Origin of the sequence: Faecalibacillus sp. TM498, assembly GCF_020589955.1 — a bacterium.
GTDB classification, from domain to species: domain Bacteria; phylum Bacillota_I; class Bacilli_A; order Erysipelotrichales; family Coprobacillaceae; genus Faecalibacillus; species Faecalibacillus intestinalis.
Genome location: NZ_JAJDKB010000010.1, coordinates 1 through 18,424 on the forward strand (window position 1 = coordinate 1; position 18,424 = coordinate 18,424).

18 protein-coding genes and 1 pseudogene are annotated in these 18,424 nt (G+C 26.0%); 12 read left to right on the plus strand and 7 right to left on the minus strand.

The window, feature by feature from the left end; genetic code table 11:
* Positions 1-246 precede the first annotated feature (246 nt).
* The 12 genes from nusB (at position 247) to LJD32_RS04685 (ending at position 13,426) form a co-directional block, all read left to right on the plus strand.
* Positions 247-645, plus strand: coding sequence for a transcription antitermination factor NusB (gene nusB / locus LJD32_RS04630; protein ID WP_032090068.1), 399 nt, complete (start codon positions 247-249; stop codon positions 643-645).
* The gene (xseA, locus tag LJD32_RS04635) at positions 632-1,963 is read left to right on the plus strand and encodes an exodeoxyribonuclease VII large subunit (protein ID WP_227392735.1); all 1,332 of its coding nucleotides are present in this window, start codon (positions 632-634) and stop codon (positions 1,961-1,963) included. The genes nusB and xseA overlap by 14 nt, the downstream gene beginning before the upstream one ends.
* A 5-nt stretch (positions 1,964-1,968) precedes the next feature.
* A complete protein-coding gene (gene xseB, locus LJD32_RS04640; RefSeq protein WP_227392734.1) occupies positions 1,969-2,196 on the plus strand; it encodes an exodeoxyribonuclease VII small subunit in 228 nt (75 codons plus the stop codon).
* Positions 2,189-3,037, plus strand: coding sequence for a polyprenyl synthetase family protein (locus LJD32_RS04645; RefSeq protein ID WP_032090066.1), 849 nt, complete (start codon positions 2,189-2,191; stop codon positions 3,035-3,037). Before xseB ends, LJD32_RS04645 begins: the two co-directional genes overlap by 8 nt.
* Positions 3,038-4,921, plus strand: coding sequence for a 1-deoxy-D-xylulose-5-phosphate synthase (gene dxs / locus LJD32_RS04650; RefSeq protein WP_227392733.1), 1,884 nt, complete (start codon positions 3,038-3,040; stop codon positions 4,919-4,921).
* The gene (locus tag LJD32_RS04655) at positions 4,902-5,702 is read left to right on the plus strand and encodes a TlyA family RNA methyltransferase (RefSeq protein WP_227392732.1); all 801 of its coding nucleotides are present in this window, start codon (positions 4,902-4,904) and stop codon (positions 5,700-5,702) included. The genes dxs and LJD32_RS04655 overlap by 20 nt, the downstream gene beginning before the upstream one ends.
* 15 nt (positions 5,703-5,717) lie before the next feature.
* A complete protein-coding gene (gene recN, locus LJD32_RS04660; protein ID WP_227403805.1) occupies positions 5,718-7,364 on the plus strand; it encodes a DNA repair protein RecN in 1,647 nt (548 codons plus the stop codon).
* A 57-nt stretch (positions 7,365-7,421) separates the two neighbouring features.
* Positions 7,422-8,390, plus strand: coding sequence for a SpoIVB peptidase S55 domain-containing protein (locus LJD32_RS04665; protein WP_032090062.1), 969 nt, complete (start codon positions 7,422-7,424; stop codon positions 8,388-8,390).
* Between the two features lie 264 nt (positions 8,391-8,654).
* Positions 8,655-9,458: a sporulation transcription factor Spo0A gene (gene spo0A / locus LJD32_RS04670; RefSeq protein ID WP_032090061.1), complete on the plus strand. Its 804-nt coding sequence runs from the start codon at positions 8,655-8,657 to the stop codon at positions 9,456-9,458.
* A gap of 41 nt (positions 9,459-9,499) precedes the next feature.
* Positions 9,500-10,696: a DNA polymerase IV gene (locus LJD32_RS04675; RefSeq protein ID WP_032090060.1), complete on the plus strand. Its 1,197-nt coding sequence runs from the start codon at positions 9,500-9,502 to the stop codon at positions 10,694-10,696.
* Between the two features lie 635 nt (positions 10,697-11,331).
* Complete coding sequence (xerA, locus tag LJD32_RS04680; protein ID WP_227392171.1) at positions 11,332-12,255, plus strand: site-specific tyrosine recombinase/integron integrase; 924 nt, start codon at positions 11,332-11,334, stop codon at positions 12,253-12,255.
* Positions 12,245-13,426, plus strand: coding sequence for a phosphopentomutase (locus LJD32_RS04685; RefSeq protein WP_032090057.1), 1,182 nt, complete (start codon positions 12,245-12,247; stop codon positions 13,424-13,426). Before xerA ends, LJD32_RS04685 begins: the two co-directional genes overlap by 11 nt.
* A gap of 637 nt (positions 13,427-14,063) precedes the next feature.
* On the opposite strand, the gene LJD32_RS04690 is transcribed toward LJD32_RS04685, so the two are convergent.
* The 7 genes and pseudogenes from LJD32_RS04690 to LJD32_RS04720 all read right to left on the minus strand — a co-directional run bounded on the left by LJD32_RS04690 (position 14,064) and on the right by LJD32_RS04720 (position 18,090).
* The gene (locus LJD32_RS04690; RefSeq protein WP_227360031.1) at positions 14,064-14,423 is read right to left on the minus strand and encodes a sporulation transcriptional regulator SpoIIID; all 360 of its coding nucleotides are present in this window, start codon (positions 14,421-14,423) and stop codon (positions 14,064-14,066) included.
* Positions 14,381-14,635, minus strand: a complete 255-nt coding sequence (locus LJD32_RS04695) for a hypothetical protein (RefSeq protein ID WP_227403806.1) — start codon at positions 14,633-14,635, stop codon at positions 14,381-14,383. Before LJD32_RS04695 ends, LJD32_RS04690 begins: the two co-directional genes overlap by 43 nt.
* Positions 14,636-15,030: 395 nt before the next feature.
* Positions 15,031-15,270: a hypothetical protein gene (locus tag LJD32_RS04700; protein ID WP_227392172.1), complete on the minus strand. Its 240-nt coding sequence runs from the start codon at positions 15,268-15,270 to the stop codon at positions 15,031-15,033.
* 24 nt (positions 15,271-15,294) lie between these two features.
* Positions 15,295-15,657 carry a hypothetical protein gene (locus LJD32_RS04705; RefSeq protein WP_227360035.1) on the minus strand — a complete coding sequence of 121 codons (363 nt, stop codon included), beginning with the start codon at positions 15,655-15,657 and terminating at the stop codon, positions 15,295-15,297.
* 482 nt (positions 15,658-16,139) lie between these two features.
* On the minus strand, positions 16,140-16,502 hold the full coding sequence (locus LJD32_RS04710) for a hypothetical protein (RefSeq protein WP_227392173.1): 363 nt from the start codon (positions 16,500-16,502) through the stop codon (positions 16,140-16,142).
* Positions 16,503-16,736: 234 nt separating this feature from the next.
* A pseudogene (locus LJD32_RS15605) lies at positions 16,737-16,880 on the minus strand (hypothetical protein); the annotation flags it as partial.
* A gap of 895 nt (positions 16,881-17,775) precedes the next feature.
* Positions 17,776-18,090: a PTS sugar transporter subunit IIB gene (locus tag LJD32_RS04720; protein ID WP_032090055.1), complete on the minus strand. Its 315-nt coding sequence runs from the start codon at positions 18,088-18,090 to the stop codon at positions 17,776-17,778.
* Positions 18,091-18,424 lie beyond the last annotated feature (334 nt).

Below are 18,424 nucleotides of genomic sequence, written 5' to 3' on the forward strand. Positions count from 1 at the left end.
ATAAAAAAATTAAAAGTATAAAAAAAGCCGATAAAATCGACATATTGAAAGAAATGGTTTAAATGTAGTTCTAAAAAATATAGTGATAACTTCTAAAGACGGGCTTTAGAAATGTTAAAGTGAATGTTAATGTCAATAAAATTAAATTCTAGGGATTGTCTAGCAATTCCTTTTTTATTGTGTTTATTTATTTAATTTCGTAAGAAACTATGATAGAATATGAATATATTTTGGAAGGAAATGTGTATGGAAAAAGTAAGAAAAAAATTAATTAGAGAAAAAGCTGTTATTGCAGTTTACCAATATCTTTTAACAAATTCAACAGAAGAAGAAATTATGAATTATTTAAACGAATGTTATAAACCAAGAATGGATGAAAGAGAAATTGAACTTTGTAAAGAAATTGTTTTCAATACGATTGAACGTATTGATGAATATGTGCCTCTTATTGAAAAGAATTTGAAAAAATCATGGTCAATTGATCGTCTTTCTATAATGGAAAAAGCAATTCTTTATGTAGCTATTTATGAACGAAATGAAGTTTCTAAAGAAATTTCAATTAATCAAGCAGTTGAATTAGCAAAAAAATACTGTGATGAAGATGCTTATAAATTTATTAATGGAGTTTTAGGTGCCATTGGATAAAAAATATATAACAGTTTCTACTTTAAATAACTATTTAAAGCGAAAAATAGATGTTGATATGCAATTACAGCATGTCTTCATCAAGGGTGAAATATCTAATTTTAAAAGAAATATGAGTTCTGGTCATTTGTATTTTACACTAAAAGATGGTAAATCACATATTAGTGCGATTATGTATAAAGGATTTGCTGAACAATTAAATTTTGATGTAAAAAATGGTGATTCAGTTTTAATAGAAGCAACTGTTTCTGTTTATGCAGTTACAGGATATAATCAATTAATAGTTAAAAATATTGAACCTGATGGAGTAGGTTCATTATTTTTAAAATTTGAGAATTTGAAAAAATCATTACTACAAGAAGGTTTGTTTGATGAAAAATATAAAAAAAATATTCCTTCTTACCCTAGCAAAATTGCTGTTTTATCAGCATATCCTAGTGCTGCATTAATGGATGTAATGCGTACTTTAAAAAAACGTTTTCCTGTGTGTAGAGTTATCATTTTTCCTATACCTGTACAGGGGAAAGACGCATATTTGAAAATTATTTCAACTTTGAAATTCGTAGATGAACTTCACTTTAATACCATTATTTTGGCACGAGGTGGTGGCTCGTTAGAGGATTTATGGAATTTTAATGAAGAAGCATTAGCAAGAACAATTTTTGAATTAAAAACACCTATTATTTGTGGAATAGGGCATGAAATAGATTTTACAATATGTGATTATGTATGTGATTTAAGAGCGTTAACACCTACCTATGCAGCTATTGAAGCCACACCTAATATAGAAGATATGTATAAGCATTTATCAATGTTAGATGGTCTTTTAAAATCAAATATGAAGTATAAAATTGAAACATTGAATACAAGATTAAATCGCTTAACACACTTTTATTTATTTAAAAATCCTGAAAAACTATATGGTGATCACTTACAATATGTTTCTTATTTACAAGATAAAATTTCTAATCTCATGGAAAAACGTTTAAATAATAATATGGTTATTTATACAAAACTTAATTTACAATTACAATCTCAAAATAAAGTATTTGTAAGTCATTATCAACAAAAGATTCAAACATATGAAAATTTATTAAAAATAAATTTTCATAATAAACTTAAAGCCAATCAAAATAACTTAAGTATGTTGATTTCTAAATTAAATGCATTAAGTCCTTTACAAACGTTAGAAAGGGGCTATGCTTTAGTAAAAAAAGAAAATCAATATGTTTCAAGTATAGATGATTTAAATAATGAAGATAATGTTTCTATCTATTTAAAAGACGGTTACGTTAAAGCAACGATTCATAAGGAGTAATGTATATGGAAAAAATGACATTCGAACAGGCAATAAAACGATTAGAAGAAATTGTCAATTTATTAGAAAATAACGAAACATCTTTAGATGATAGTGTTGAACTTTTTCAAGAAGGCGTACAGCTTTCTCAATATTGTTCAAAAAAATTAGGAAATGTAGAAAATAAAGTTTCTAAAATACTTATTGATGGTCAATTAGAAGATTTTGATGTAGAGGTAGAAAATAATGAATAATGTTATAAATGAAATTAATCAAAGACTTGAAAATATTTTATCTCAATATCCTGATAGTAAGGTTAAGGAAGCTATGTATTATTCTTTAAAAGCAGGGGGAAAGCGAATTAGACCATTAATTGTTTTACAAGTGATTAGAGCATATGGTCTTGATTATAGAAAGTATATTGATATTGCTTGTGCATTAGAAATGATACACACTTATTCATTGATCCATGATGATTTACCTGGAATGGACAATGATGATTTAAGACGTGGAAAACCAACATGTCATAAACAATTTGGTGAAGCAACAGCAATTTTAGCAGGAGATGGTCTTCTTAATGAAGCAGTAAACATCATTTTACAAACCAATCTAGATGATTCATTAAAACTTTCACTTGTTTCTTGTTTATATACATCAAGTGGTATAAACGGGATGATTTTAGGACAAGAATATGATATTGAAAATGAAGGTAAAAAGCTTTCAAAAGAAACATTAGATAAAATTCACCATTATAAAACAGGAAAATTATTATCTTGTGCCTTTCAAATGGGGGCTTTAATTGCCTCACCAAACGATTTAGAAATTTTAAAACAAATAGGTTATAAAATTGGCTTAGCATTTCAAATTCAAGACGATATTTTAGATGTGACATCTGATGCCAAAACATTGGGTAAAAATACAGGAAGTGACGAAGCAAATCATAAAGAAACTTATGTTACACTTTTAGGAATTGAAAATTCTCAAAAAGAAGTTGATTTACTATTTAATGAAGCTCAGCAACTTGTGTATTCTTTAACACTAAATCATGGATTGATTTTGGAAATTATTGAAAAATTATGGAAAAGAGTGAGATAAATGGATTTAACAAAAATTAAAGGTCCTTCTTTTTTAAAAGAATTAACAGAAAAGGAATTGAATGACTTAGCAAAGGATATTCGCCAATTTATTATTGAATCTGTTTCTCAAACAGGTGGACATTTATCAAGTAATTTAGGAATTGTTGAATTAACTATTGCTTTGCATTATGTGTTTAACTCACCTGAAGATAAAATATTTTTTGATGTAGGACATCAATGTTATGTTCATAAAATTTTAACAGGACGTGCAAAAGATTTTACACATTTAAGAAAATTCAATGGTTTATCAGGCTTTCAAAAACGTTGTGAAAGTAAACATGATGCTTGGGAAGCTGGTCATTCTTCTACAGCTCTTTCGGCAGCTGTAGCAATGGCAATCGCAAGAGACTTAAATAAAGAAAGTTTTAGCATTGTTCCTGTAGTAGGCGATGGAGCTATTGTAGGCGGCGAATCTTTAGAAGCTTTAAATCATCTTGGTTCAATTAATAATAAAGTAATTTTAATTTTAAATGATAATCAAATGTCAATCTCTAAAAGCATTGGTGGCATGAACAACTTTCTAAATAATGTGCGTATGTCTAATACATATAATAAAATGAAAGATGACTATCGTTCGATTTTACAACATGGGAAATTAGGAGAAAGTGTTTATAAAGCTACAAAATATATTAAAGACTTTGTAAAAAGAGGTTTTATAAATGATACTATTTTTGAAGACTTTGGTATTGATTATTTAGGTCCGGTGGATGGACATAATATTGTTGAATTGATAAGAGTATTGCAACTTGCACAAAAGAATAAAAAGAGTGTCGTTGTACATGTTGTTACTGAAAAAGGAAAAGGTTATTCATTTGCTGAAAATGATCAAGAAGGTAAATGGCATGGAACTCCACCATTTAATGTAAAAAATGGCCGTGTGCTTTCTTCTGGAAATCCTTCAAAAAAATCATGGTCGGAAATTATATCTGATCAGGTTTTACAATGGATGAAAATTGATAAGGATATTGTTTCAATTACTCCTGCAATGATTAAAGGATCTGCAATGAATACTTTATTTAAAGTATTCCCAGAAAGATGTTTTGATGTAGGAATTGCTGAAGAGCATGCTCTTACTTTTACAGCAGGTTTATCTATTTCTCAAAAAAAACCTTTTATTTCTGTCTACTCTTCTTTTTTACAAAGAGCTTATGATCAAATTAATCATGATATTGCTAGAATGGATTTACCATGTCTTTGCAGTATTGATCGTGCAGGTATTGTAGGAGAAGATGGCCCAACGCATCATGGGGTATTTGATGTAAGTATTTTATCACCTATTCCTAACATCGTTCTTTTTGCTCCTAAAGATGCTAGAGAACTTCGTCAATTTGTAAATACAGCATTTCATAATTTTAATAAACCTTATTTTATTAGAATACCTAGAGGAAGTATAGATGATATAAAAGTTGATTATAATAATCAATTAGAATTAGGTACTTGGACTATTGAATCTTGCAAAGATGACTATAAAATGACTTTAATTTGTTATGGTGATAATGTTGAAAAGATAAAAACAATAATCAAAAGTAAACATTTAAATATTAGAATTATAAATGCGAGATTTATTAAGCCTATAGATGAAGATATGGTACATAAAATATTTACTGAAAATGATAAACCGATTCTTGTATATGAAACTATTTTAAAAACAGGATCATTAGGTTCGATATTATTGACTTATTGTAATGAAAAACATATTTTAAGAACTTTTGAACATATTGCACTTGCAGATCATTATTCAAAGCAAGGATCTGTACAAGAAATATATGATGATGAAAAAATTGATTTAGATACTGTTATAAATAAATGTGAGGAATTAATGAATGGAAAAAAAGAGAATTGATGTATTACTAGTAGAACAAGGATTCTTTGATTCGCGTGAAAAAGCAAAACGTGCTGTTATGGCTGGAATAGTTCATAATGATCATGAAATTATTGATAAACCTGGTACAAAAGTTCCTGTGGATATGGAGCTTTTTGTAAAGGGAACGGTTATGCCCTATGTTTCTAGAGGCGGTTTAAAATTAGAAAAAGCACTAAAAATATTTGATATTTCAATGCAAAATCGTGTTATGGTTGATATTGGTTCTTCAACAGGAGGATTTACAGATTGTGCTCTTCAAAATGGTGCACAATGTGTTTATGCTGTAGATGTAGGTACGAATCAACTTGTTTGGAAATTAAGAAATGATCCACGAGTTATTGTTAAAGAAAAAACGAATTTTAGATATGCTACCCGTGATTTGTTTGAAAATGGGATACCTAATATTGCAACGATTGATGTTTCTTTTATTTCTTTGAAACATATTTTTATCCCTCTTAAAGATATATTAAATGAAAATGATGATATTGTAGCGTTGATCAAGCCTCAATTTGAAGCAGGAAAAGATGAAGTTGGGAAAAAGGGAATTGTAAAAGATCCTAAAACACATTTAAAGGTTATTGAAAATGTCATTGCGTATGCAAATGAATATCATTTGAGCTTACAAGCATTGTCTTTTTCTCCAATTACCGGTGGAGAAGGTAATATTGAGTTTTTAGCTCATTTTAAAGTTGGTGGAGTAAATAATCCTATTGATATTGAAAATGTTGTAAATGAAGCACATATTTGTTTTAAAGGGTAAAGGATGGGTGATACTATGATAGAAAGTTTATATATAGAAAATTTTGCAATCATTGATCAAGTTCAAATAGACTTTCAATCAGGAATGACAGTTTTAACTGGAGAAACAGGGGCAGGGAAATCAATTATCATTGATGCTATTGGTCAATTGATAGGTCAACGTAGTCAACCATCATTTGTAAAAAATGGAGCTGATTATGCATTTATTGAGGGTGTTTTTTCTTCTAATAAAGAAATAGATAAAATTTTATTGGATAATAATTTCCCCATTGATGAGCATCTTGTTATTTCAAAAAAAATTAATCGCGATGGTAAATCAGCAATCAAAATTAATTATCGTAATTCTAGTCAATTATTATTGAAAAAAATAATGTCACAAATTGTAGACATACATTCTCAATTTGAAACACATCAATTATTTAATGAATCCTATCATTTAAAGCTATTAGATAATTTTATTGGAAATGAATTAACTGATTTAAAAAAAGAATACCTTACTCTTTATCAAACGTATAAAAATCTAAATCAAAAATATCTTTCTTTAACAAAAGAAGAATTAACTGATGAACAATTAGATTTTTATTTAGCTCAATTAGAAGAAATAGAAGAATTAGATTTAGAAAATTTTGATGAAGAAGAGTTTTTAAAAGAGAGAAATAATCTATTAAATTATGAAAAAAATTCTCAACATATTAAAAACTATAAAGCATTAATGGATTCTTCAAAAGGAATAATGGATCTCTTCAAACAAAGTTTAAACGAACTTTCATATCTCGAAATTGATGATGTTAAGCACAATTATGATCAACTATATGATCTTTATTATACAGTAGATGGTATAAATCAAGATATTTATGATCAATTTTCTCAATCATACTTTAGTGAAGAACATTATAATGAAGTGCAAGAAACCTTTTTCAAATTAAACAAGCTTAAACGTAAATATGGCCAAACAATTGATGCTATTATTGATTTTAAAAATAGTTTAATAGAAAAAATAGAATTATTCAAAAATAGAGATCAAATGATTGAAAATATCAATTTAAAACTTAAAGAAACAGAAAATCAATTGATTTACTATGCTAAAAAAATTTCTATTTTAAGAAAAAATAAAGCATTAGAATTAGAAAAAGAAGTAAAATATATTTTAAATCAAATGTATCTTCAACAAGTTCAATTTAAATTTGATTTTCAAATTAATGATTTTAATGATAACGGAATAGATAATGTTAAAATTATTGTTTCAACAAATAGTGGTCAACCACTTCAACCACTTCAAAAAATTGCTTCAGGTGGAGAATTATCACGCATTATGCTAGCAATTAAAGCTGTTTCACAAAATTCAAAAGATGGTGGTACAATCATTTTTGATGAAGCAGATACAGGAGTCAGTGGTAAAGTGGCTGAAAGCATTGGGTACGTTATGAAAAAAATCTCAAAAAAACAACAAGTTATTTGTATTACACATTTAGCTCAAGTCGCATGTTTTGCTAATAACCATTTGTTTATTGAAAAAGAGCAAATGGATAACACAAGTAAAGTACATGTAAGATTACTTAATGAAAAAGAAAGTGTTTATGAATTAGCTAAAATGATTTCTGGTAAAGAAATTACACAACAATCTATAGACCATGCAAAAAAATTGAAAGAAATATGTGTATAAAATTAAAGCATAGATACCAAAATATGTTGTAGCAAAAAAAAGCTACAGGAGGTATCTATGCTTTTTAAAAAGCTTAAAATATCCTTCTATACCTGTTGTCTATCTATTATATTAATGATAGTACCTATTAATGCAATTGATGTTTTAATTGGAGGAGAATCTGTTGGAATAATATTAAATTATGATGGTGTTTGCATTACTGGTTTCTATAAAATAAAAGTTGACAATGAAATTATTGATCCATCTAATTATTTTGAAATCAATGATATTATTACCAGTGTTGAAAAGAAAAATGTTAAAACAATTGATGATTTAACAAATATAATAAAAAATTGCAATACAAGTAATTTAGAATTCACAATAAAAAGGGCATCGAATATTTATCATAAAACTATGAAAATTTATAAAAATAATGCTGAATTTAGTACAGGGTTATATGTAAAAGATTGTGCTAAAGGAATAGGAACTGTTACCTATTATCAATTAAATACAGGCAAATTTGCTTGTTTGGGGCACAATATGGTTGATGATGATCTTGATATAAATGATGGTTCACTGTATTCTGCTTCCATAAAAGGTATAAAGAAAACCGAGTCATACAATATAGGTCAAAAAATTGGTAATATTGATAATCAATCTATAGGTGAGATAGAAAAAAATAATAATTTTGGCGTTTATGGGAAAATTAATAATCTTCCAAATAAAAATGTTTATAAAACTGCTACCATAGATGAAGTTAAATTAGGAGATGCCTATTTTCTAACGGTTTTAAATGAAAATAATGTAGAAAAATGTAAGATAAAAATTACTGATCTATTAAAACAAGATAAACCTATGGAAAAAGGAATAAAATTTATTGTTACAGATCAAAAAATCATAGAACAATGTCATGGTATTATTCAAGGTATGAGTGGTTCTCCGATCATTCAAAATAACAAATTAATAGGTTGTGTTACACATGCAAGTAAATCAGAGATATTGGAAGGGTATGGCATGTATATACAATGGATGATAGATAACGAATAAAAGCCATGTTTTTGACATGGCTTTTATAAAAAAATAATACTAATTTTATCTTATTTTTAACAAAACATGTAATAATTTGTATTTCTTATTTTTCTAAAATTCGACAAATAATAAAAAATACTTAAGAAAAATGTAGATATATTTTTAAAAATACTAAATATTAGTTATTAAATTTATAAATTTATGTTAATTTTTATCTAAAATCTAAACATAAATTAGAATACTTTATATAATATGGTTGTTGGTAGTGGATGGGAGGTAATTATGGAAAAAAAGAAAATCTTTATTATTGTGGAAAATCATGAACTGTTAGAAGGTATAGCACAACAATTTGAAAAATTTTCCAATTATCAAATTGTAGGTACTGCTAATAGTGCAGGTGATGCAATTACTTTTTTTAAAACAAACAATTGTGATTTATTAGTTATTGATCTGATGCTCACTGATATTGATGGTGTCGGAGTATTAGAGAAAGTGAGGGAAGTCAATAAAAATGCTTATCAAAAAGTTGTATGTATTACAAGTTTTACTAGTCCATTGATAAGTAATGCACTAGAAAAATTAAATGTAAGCTATTGTTTTAAAATTCCTTTTGATTTTAATTATTTTATGGATGTTATTAAACGCGTTTTTTCAGATGAGACAAAAATCAATGAGACTCATGTTAATGAAACTGAAAAAATTCAAAAAGTTAAAATCGAAAATGAAATCACAGAAATTTTACATGAAGTGGGTATTCCTGCTCATATAAAAGGATATATGTATTTAAGAACAGCAATTATGAAAACATATGATAATATTGATATTTTAGGTCAAGTAACGAAAGTACTATATCCAGAAATTGCAAGAAATTATAATACCACTTCTTCAAGAGTAGAAAGAGCTATCCGACATGCAATCGAAGTTGCATGGAATAGAGGAAATACTGAGGCCATTGATGATATCTTTGGATACACAGTATCTGCTTCCAAATCTAAACCAACAAATTCTGAATTTATTGCAATGATTGCCGATAAATTGAGATTAGCACATAAAACAGCATTAGCAAATAAAGGGCACTATTTATAATTAAAATATGTTACAATGTTGCTAAGGGAGTGAGCTGCTATATGCAAATTATATTTCATATAGATTTAAATGCATTTTATGCAAGTGCTGAAATGGCAAATGATTCTTCTTTGGAAGGAAAACCTTTAGTAATATCTGGAAATAACAGGCGTGCGATTGTTTCTACTGCTTCATATGAAGCAAGAAAATATGGAATCCATTCTGCAATGCCATTATTTCAAGCTAAACAATTATGTAAAAATTTAATCATAAAACCCGTAAATTTTGATTTATATAGACGTTTATCAAGTCAATTTTTTGAATTGATTTCAACATATAGTCCTTTGTTAGAAATAGCAAGTATTGATGAATGTTATGTTGATTTTTCTAATTACATTATCGAACATAATATTCATCCTTACAAACTTGCAAAAATCATTCAAAATGATGTTTTAAATACATTAAAACTAAAATGTTCTATTGGAATTGCTCCTAATAAATTTATGGCTAAAATGGCTAGTGATATGAAAAAACCAATGGGTATTACCATTTTAAATAAATCTAATTATAAACAATTACTTTGGCCCCTTGATGTTTCTGAAATGTTTGGAATCGGTAAAAAAACTGCACCTAAACTCAAAGAAATGGGCATTTTAACTATTGGAGATGTAGCTAATTATGATAACTATAATAAATTACGTCAGATTATTGGGAAAAATGCACTTCTATTATATAGAAAAGCCAATGGAATAGATATTTCTAAAGTAAATACTGAAAAAAACGAATTAAAATCTGTAGGTAATTCAACAACCTTACAATACGATACAAATGATATAGAGACTATTTATGAAACTTTACGTATATTATGTTCTAGAGTTTCATTTAGAGCAAAAAAAAGAAATTTGATTGGCAATTCGATCAGTATTACGATTAAGTATTCTCGATTTGAGTCAGTTACACGACAAACTCCTTTAATTGATTATATCAATGAATATGAGATAATACTTTCTACTGCAAAATACTTATTTGATAAAAATTATAGTGGAAAACCTCTTAGACTTATTGGAGTTTCGTTAAATAATGTTATCAATCGAAGCAGTTATAAAAAACAAGTAAGTCTATTTGACAAAAATATTGAGAAAAATAAAATAAAAACAACAGAGGATGTAATCAATAAAATTAATAGTGAGAATAAATATCATTTGACAACGGCTTCTGCTTTATTAAATAAATCAAAAAACAAGTACAGAAAAGAATAATCATAAAAAAAAGAATACATCATATCCTATGCTATAGGAGGAGATATGATGTCTTTTTTTATTCAAAAGAAAAATATGTATTTACATCAATATTTATTCTTAAATTTTCTTTGTTCAACAATTATTTCAATTATATTTTTTTCATTAAATAAATATTCTCTTTATAAAATTTCGGTTGATCTCATATTCTTTAAAACACATCAACTAAATTCATATCTATTATGTACGTTTATGTACATAATAATCATCATGGTTTCAGCAACAAGTTTTATTGGTGCTCCAGTTATATCAATTGGAATCATTTATAGAATTTTATGTATTATTTCTTTTATTTTTAAATATTATCAATCGCTTCTTTCGTTTCATAATATTTTTATTATTGTATTACCTCAAATGATTATTGAAATTTTAATTACGTATGTGATGTCTTTTATGTCAACTTATCTTTCTATACAAAGTTTCAAATTAACTTTCATACAAAAAGATAACTTCAGTTTAAAATATTTATTTAATTATATTTTAAATTACTTAATTATTATATGTTTTTTAATATTCATATCTGCACTGTTAAAAATTTACCTTATATAAAATTGTTCTTCAATAATCATTCGTGATATAATAAATATGGTGGTAATATGAACATATATGATGCACTTAGCGAATATAAACAATATTTATTAATAGAAAAAAAGGTATCAGATAATACATTAAAAAATTATATGCGAGATCTTGAACATTTTATAAACTATATTCAAAAACAAAATCAAGTTGTTTTAATCAATCAAATTGATAAAGATATGATTAGAAAATATTTACAACAATTTACATCTTTAGCAGCATCTTCTTTATCACGAAAAATGGTTTCACTACGCTCATTTTATAAATTTTTGATGAAAGAAGAAATTGTTAAAAAAAATCTTATGGAGACTTTTGATTTACCAAAAAACACTAAAAGACTTCCACAGGTTTTAAATATGGAAGAAATAAAAACATTACTTGATAGTATTGAAATGGATAATTTTAAAAATGCTAGAACGAGAGCTATGCTAGAACTATTATATGCAACAGGTATGAGAGTTTCTGAATTGTGTAATTTAAAATTATCACAACTAAATTTAAAAATGAAATATTTAAACGTAATTGGAAAAGGGGATAAAGAAAGGCTTTTGCCTTTAAATGACTATGTATGTGAAATTTTATCATGTTATATTTATGATTTTAGATACCCTAAATTAGATTTTAAAGATAATGATTACTTGTTTTTTAATAATCATTTAAATAAAATATCTAGTGAGTATTTTTATAAAATCCTAAAAGAAGCATGTATAAATGCAAATATCAAAAAGAAAGTGTCGCCTCATACTATTCGACATACATTTGCAACTCACTTGTATGAAAATGGTGCTGATTTACGTTCTATTCAAGAATTACTTGGGCATAGTGATATTTCAACAACCACTATTTATACTCATGTTTCAAATAATAAAATTATTGATGATTATAATAAATATCATTTAAGAGCAAAAATAAAAAAAGGAGATAGTATTCATGAAATTTAATAGAATTTTTCTCATTGTTTGTGATTCAATGGGAATTGGAAATGCAAAAGATGCAAAAAAATATAATGATTTTGGAGCAAATACCGTTGGTCATATTTGTTCAATATGTGATGGTTTAAATATACCAACATTGCAAAATTTAGGATTTGGTAATTTAGGTGATTTTAAAGGTGTTGCCAAAACACAAAACCCACAAGCTTATATTTTAAAATTAAATGAAGCATCGAATGGTAAGGATACAATGACTGGACATTGGGAAATGATGGGGCTTAAAACAGAAAAACCTTTTATTACATTTACAGATACTGGTTTTCCTAAAGAATTTATTGACCTATTTGAGAAAAAAACTGGTAGAAAATGTGTAGGAAATATTGCATGTAGTGGTACTAAAATTCTAGATATGTATGGAGAACATCAAATCAAAACGGGGGATTGGATAGTCTATACTTCTGCCGATTCTGTTTTTCAAATTGCTGCAAATGAAGATATTATCCCATTAGAAGAATTATATCATGCATGTCAAATTGCTAGAGAAATAGCTATGGATGATAAATGGAAGGTTGGTAGAGTTATCGCTAGACCATATATAGGAACAAAAGAAGGACATTTTACTCGTACATCTAATAGACATGATTATGCATTAGCCCCATTTTCTAAAACTGCGCTTGATTCTTTAAAAGATGCGGGATTAGATGTTATAGGTGTAGGTAAAATACCAGATATATTTGTTGATCAAGGGATTACAAGAAAAATTAAAACAGTAAGTAATGAAGATGGTATGAATAAAACTATTGAATTAGCAAGTGACAATTTTAATGGTTTAGCATTTATTAACTTAGTTGATTTCGATGCGGTCTATGGGCATAGAAGAAATGCTGCTGGTTATGGAAAAGCAATTGAAGAATTCGATGTACAATTAGGAGAATTAATAAATGAATTAAAAGAAGATGATTTATTAATAGTTACTGCTGATCATGGAAATGATCCAACATATAGAGGAACAGATCATACACGTGAACAAGTACCACTTATAATTTATTCAAAACAATTTAATGAAATGAAAGTATTAAATGATGGTGATTCTTTTGGAATTATCGGTTCTACAATTTGCGATAACTTCAATGTTAAATATAATGGTATAGGTTCATCTATATTAGAATTATTAAAATAGGGATAGAAAAATGGAAAATAGAAAAATCATTCTTTATTCATTATTTGCGGATTTATTAGGAGTTTTATTATTTATATTTGCAATTCAAATGCACAGTAATGTTATTTTATATTCATTTTATCTTTTATCTATATTATTATTTATCGTTTCATTTCTAGCTTTATATAAAAATCTTAAAAGTAATAATAAACTTATATTCATATTTGTTATGTTTATTTCCGTAATACTTGTCATGTTATGCACATATTTTATTATTATCTAATACAAGTATATAAATAGTTAAAATAATAAAAAACTATTTATATATACTATAAAAGTTATATAATATACATTATGCGAAGTTTGTCTAGTCGAAAAAGTGTTGCATTTCAAAAGTCTTTCCCTGTAACGGATAAGGCTTTTTCTTATGGTTTTTATAATGCATCACTATTTTTTATCTATTATATTCCAAATATGGATTGTTAATCTTTATAGTGTTGCATTATTTTTAAAGAAAAATAGTATCTATATAATCTTTTTTTATATTCAAAGTTATAGATTATTTATAATTTAGAATATTACGAATTTTAAGAATTTGTATTAATTAGATACTATTTTATAAACTGATAGATTAATAAATGTTATATAAATATTTTAATTAGTTACTATTAGTGAATGCATCTACTAATTGATTATAGCTTTCTTTCAATAACATATAATCTTGCTCTCTCTTCTTTAAGAGTTCAATTTCATGCTCTAACATTTTTATATGTTCGTTTAAATTTCCAGTTTTATTTTTAATTGCTAATAATTCTTCATTTGCTTTTTCAATTCTATCTGTTAATTCTTTATTTCGATGAATTGTACTTCGATTAATGTTCAATTCTTTTGCTACATCAGTTACAGTTATCTTTGGATTATTAATTAATGCAATTGAATTATTTAAATCTAATTTTCTTTTTTCAATAAATACATCTAATTGTTCTGCATATTCATCAAGTCGATTTTCTTTTGCCATAATTCTAGTTCCTTGCTTATTTCTTTTCTTTTTCTAATAATTTTATCCATTTCAGGATGATCTTCTATGATATCTTCAACTGTATTTGTTTTAAGTTTGTTATCCAGTTCATCAAGTTCTGGAATTAATTTCACTCTCAATAAATGTTTTATTTTATATAATTCTTTTTCCGTAGCATTTTTATGATTATTGTCCAGATTCATAAAAATCAAAGTATAGATTGCATTCTTTACAATAATGAACGGAAACATTCAATAAGTTATAGAGTTTATTCACTTTAGAAACATAAGGTATGTTGACTACAACATCCTTTATAACATGATCTTTTTTTAAATGATTATTTGTACTTTTGATCAATTGTAATTTTATAATTGTGCCATTAACTTCGTATAATTCAAAAATATTTCGGGTGTAGTTTCTTTTAGGATTAAATTTTGATGTTTTATTTAATTGTTTTTTTGTTTTGGTATTTTACTTTGTACTCTTGTATTTCGTTTTTTTGAATGTTTTAATGAATCAATTTGTTTTCTATCTGCTAACAATATTTTGTAATAAGGATATTTCTGAAGAATATAAAATTCTATTATATTCCAATCCTTATAAAACCTTATCCTGCTGCAAAAGTGATCGCCAGAAGAATAATTAAAGCAAAAAATAGTTTACGAGGAAGATAAAAAAATCTTTTTCTTTTTTCTCTGGTTGCTCTTTTTTGTGCTTGTAACCTTTCTTCCTCTAATCGTTGTTTCTCAAGTCTATCTTCAACACTTATTCTTCGTTTCTCAAAATATTCATCTAAATCCTTTTGTAATTCTTCTGGATCATCGTTATCTTCATCACTAAAGCTCATTTTTACAACAAAATTATCTCCATTTTACCATTCTTCGTATAAACGAATATTACCATAACCTCTAAAATGTCTATCTATCTTTCTAAAAATATCATTGCTAAATCCTGTGTAATAGAAATTTTTATCAACATTATACAAAGCATAAGCACCTTTAAATTTATAATTTTTTAATACTTTTATATCAGCTCTTTTAGAATCAAAGTTATATGCTCTCATATCATATAAATCAAGAAATTCTTCAATAGGTACATCGATATCATCACAAGTGACTTTCGATAAAAAATCTTCCAATCTTCTTTTAATATCACTATAGTTTGAATACATTTTTAATGATCCAAATAATAAATCGGCCATATCTTCTGTTAATTGTTTTGAAAAAGATTTCATATTATCACCACACTCAAATAAAATTCTTTATACTTATTTTAGCATAGATTAATAATTAATCATTTAATTAGTTGTAGAATAGCAATATCTTCAATTATTTTTAATAAAATAAAAGTCAAGTCTTCAATTTAATTTCTTTCTTGATACAATTAAGCGTATCGAGGTGAAATTTTTAACATGGAAAACACACTATATTTCAAAGATATGCGTACTAAAATTCAAAGTTATTGGGAATCAAACAACTAAATACAATTAAATCCACCCAAAAATTATTAAGTAAAGGATTTTTAGATTGTATGGATGAAATAACAGGAATTCTAAAAATTATTTGGGGTAGCAAAAATAAGCATATCCCCAAAATAATCCATATCATGTTTTTTAGATTTTTTTATAGAGTATACAATTAAAACTATTGGTAAAATACAAGTTATAAAGAAAAATATTCCTAAACTAATAATAGCCCGAAGTGTAATCATAGTGTCTTATAATAATAGCCATTTAAAATCGAATACAATAGAAACAATACCTAATATTATTAATATTGTTGAAATCGTACGAACAATATATACAGTATTTTTTATTCCAATTGAATCTATAGTGTTTCCAAAAGGAAATATAAAAAATGTTAATCCTAATACTAAAGTCAAAATTTTAGATACAATGATATATTCAGGGTATAAAGCAACCTGCATGATAATTACAAATATACTTATTGCTATAATTAATCCAAAGAAGTATTTATATTTTTTCCAATAATTAAAATATCTTTCTCCCTTGTTTTTACAATCGTCACTACAAAAATCATCTTCTATATTTTTTTTGTTGCAATACTTACATTTTTTCATAATTTCTCTCCTTTTGTATATCTCAATTAAATTATAGTGTAAATCTAAATATATTTTACTATTTTTATTTCAAAAATTAAATTTAAAGGTAAATATAAAATTGTTCTAATTAAAAACGTGATGTTCGTTAGTATTGTTTACTTTAAAAAATCATAAATTTGTATATAATAGATCGTAAGCGCCAAATAAAATAGTGTATTTAAAGAAGTCGATTGAATTGATATAATAATCAATTTAGTCGGATTTTATTTCAAATTCTTCTTTTATTTCTTCACTCCATGGTAAGAACCAATCCAATTTCTTTGGATCCTCAACAAGATCTTGTTGAGGTAAATAATCCAGAATGAATTCAATATAATCATATGGATTAAGTTTGTTGGCTTTAGCTGTTAAAGAGGATGTATATTACGTTGATAAAATAAACATTGTTTTTGACACAATGAAAAGAATTGATATAAATGGATATAAGATGATAATGATAATTTTTAATCAGTATTTTTATGAAATGTATTTTGAATTGACAATAGTTGATGGACTTCATTTAAAAGAATATGAATTTAAGTAGAATAGTAAGAAGGATGTAAAACAAAAAGTTAAAAATTAGAAAAAGGTGCAAAAATAAAAAGGACAACTTAATGTCCTTTTTGCTAACGGCAATAATATATTCTACACTTCGAAATTTTGGATTGAGAATTTTTTTCTAATATAGTTTTTCTGTCATATTCGCGCTGTTTAAACTAGACGCAAATTTGATTTGATTAATTTTAAACAATAACTATCCTAGTGCTAAATACACTAGTTTTTTGTCATCAGTAAATTAATTTTACCACGAATTAGAAATTTTGAAAACAGGAAAATAAGCAAGTCGTTTTTATTTTCTTATTTTTAAAAAGTTTAAAACGTTTAAAAGATTGAAAAGAAAAAAAGTAATCACCAGCCTGGAAAGTTTGTGATTACTTTTCTATGTAATAAGATAAACTAATCAGAGCAATCTTTTTACTCCTCTTATATTTTATTCTTTTATTTTAATTTTTCAATGAACGGGATTTTTATTCTTGAAATTAGTCCTAAAAGTTATATAATCTATACCCCCCCCCCACCAAATTGGCTAATATTTTTTGACTATTCATAACTTCTGTTTCGACGCCTTCTGGGCAAATTACATTACTTTGCTAATAGTTAAAATTTAAAAGGAGAATAAATGCAAAATGTAAATTATTCTCCTTCTATAAATAATAGATCTTAAAAATTATAATAGTATTTTTATTAAAATTTATTCATCCATTAGTTTTTTAGCATAATTGTATACTTTTTCACCATTCATCATTCCATAATCTTTCATATCAATAACATCTACTGGAAGTCCTGGATTGACTTTGGCAGCTTCTTCTTTAATTTTTCCTAAATTGAATCTAACTTGTGGGCCAAGTAAAACACAATCCACAGTTGAAAGTCTGTTAATTCCATCAGACATTGGAAGAGCAAAGATTTCTACTTCATCTCCTACTTTTTCTGCTGCTTGTTCCATTTTTGTTACTAATAAACTTGTCGACATTCCAGCCGAACAAACTAACATGATTTTTTTCATTTGAAATTCTCCTTTATCTTTTATCTACTATAATAAGTTTATATTTTTTTAGCAATTTAATCTACTCGAATTCAAATTTTGTAATTTGATTTCAAATATTATCATTTATAACAAAAACTATTAAATTTATTTTCATAAATAACTTACCCTGTTCGATTTCATACAAAATAATTTGTAAATTAACAACTCCAATTCGTACATTTTAATCTTATACTAAATGATTTCTATTTTTAACATCTAGAATGCCAAACAGTAAAACAACAAGTATTATAGTAATATAAAAAATCATTTCAATGAGAGCAAATATATTTTATTTATTTGTATATAATGTTGT

Coding starts and splice junctions, on each gene's coding strand:
- xseB (WP_227392734.1), top strand. CDS start 1,969: ATGGAAAAAATGACATTCGAACAGGCAATAAAACGATTAGAAGAAATT.
- dxs (WP_227392733.1), top strand. CDS start 3,038: ATGGATTTAACAAAAATTAAAGGTCCTTCTTTTTTAAAAGAATTAACA.
- xerA (WP_227392171.1), top strand. CDS start 11,332: ATGAACATATATGATGCACTTAGCGAATATAAACAATATTTATTAATA.
- LJD32_RS04720 (WP_032090055.1), bottom strand. CDS start 18,090: ATGAAAAAAATCATGTTAGTTTGTTCGGCTGGAATGTCGACAAGTTTA.
- LJD32_RS04685 (WP_032090057.1), top strand. CDS start 12,245: ATGAAATTTAATAGAATTTTTCTCATTGTTTGTGATTCAATGGGAATT.
- LJD32_RS04700 (WP_227392172.1), bottom strand. CDS start 15,270: ATGAGCTTTAGTGATGAAGATAACGATGATCCAGAAGAATTACAAAAG.
- LJD32_RS04675 (WP_032090060.1), top strand. CDS start 9,500: ATGCAAATTATATTTCATATAGATTTAAATGCATTTTATGCAAGTGCT.
- LJD32_RS04690 (WP_227360031.1), bottom strand. CDS start 14,423: ATGGCAAAAGAAAATCGACTTGATGAATATGCAGAACAATTAGATGTA.
- spo0A (WP_032090061.1), top strand. CDS start 8,655: ATGGAAAAAAAGAAAATCTTTATTATTGTGGAAAATCATGAACTGTTA.
- recN (WP_227403805.1), top strand. CDS start 5,718: ATGATAGAAAGTTTATATATAGAAAATTTTGCAATCATTGATCAAGTT.
- LJD32_RS04705 (WP_227360035.1), bottom strand. CDS start 15,657: ATGAAATCTTTTTCAAAACAATTAACAGAAGATATGGCCGATTTATTA.
- nusB (WP_032090068.1), top strand. CDS start 247: ATGGAAAAAGTAAGAAAAAAATTAATTAGAGAAAAAGCTGTTATTGCA.
- LJD32_RS04655 (WP_227392732.1), top strand. CDS start 4,902: ATGGAAAAAAAGAGAATTGATGTATTACTAGTAGAACAAGGATTCTTT.
- LJD32_RS04645 (WP_032090066.1), top strand. CDS start 2,189: ATGAATAATGTTATAAATGAAATTAATCAAAGACTTGAAAATATTTTA.
- LJD32_RS04665 (WP_032090062.1), top strand. CDS start 7,422: ATGCTTTTTAAAAAGCTTAAAATATCCTTCTATACCTGTTGTCTATCT.
- LJD32_RS04710 (WP_227392173.1), bottom strand. CDS start 16,502: ATGAAAAAATGTAAGTATTGCAACAAAAAAAATATAGAAGATGATTTT.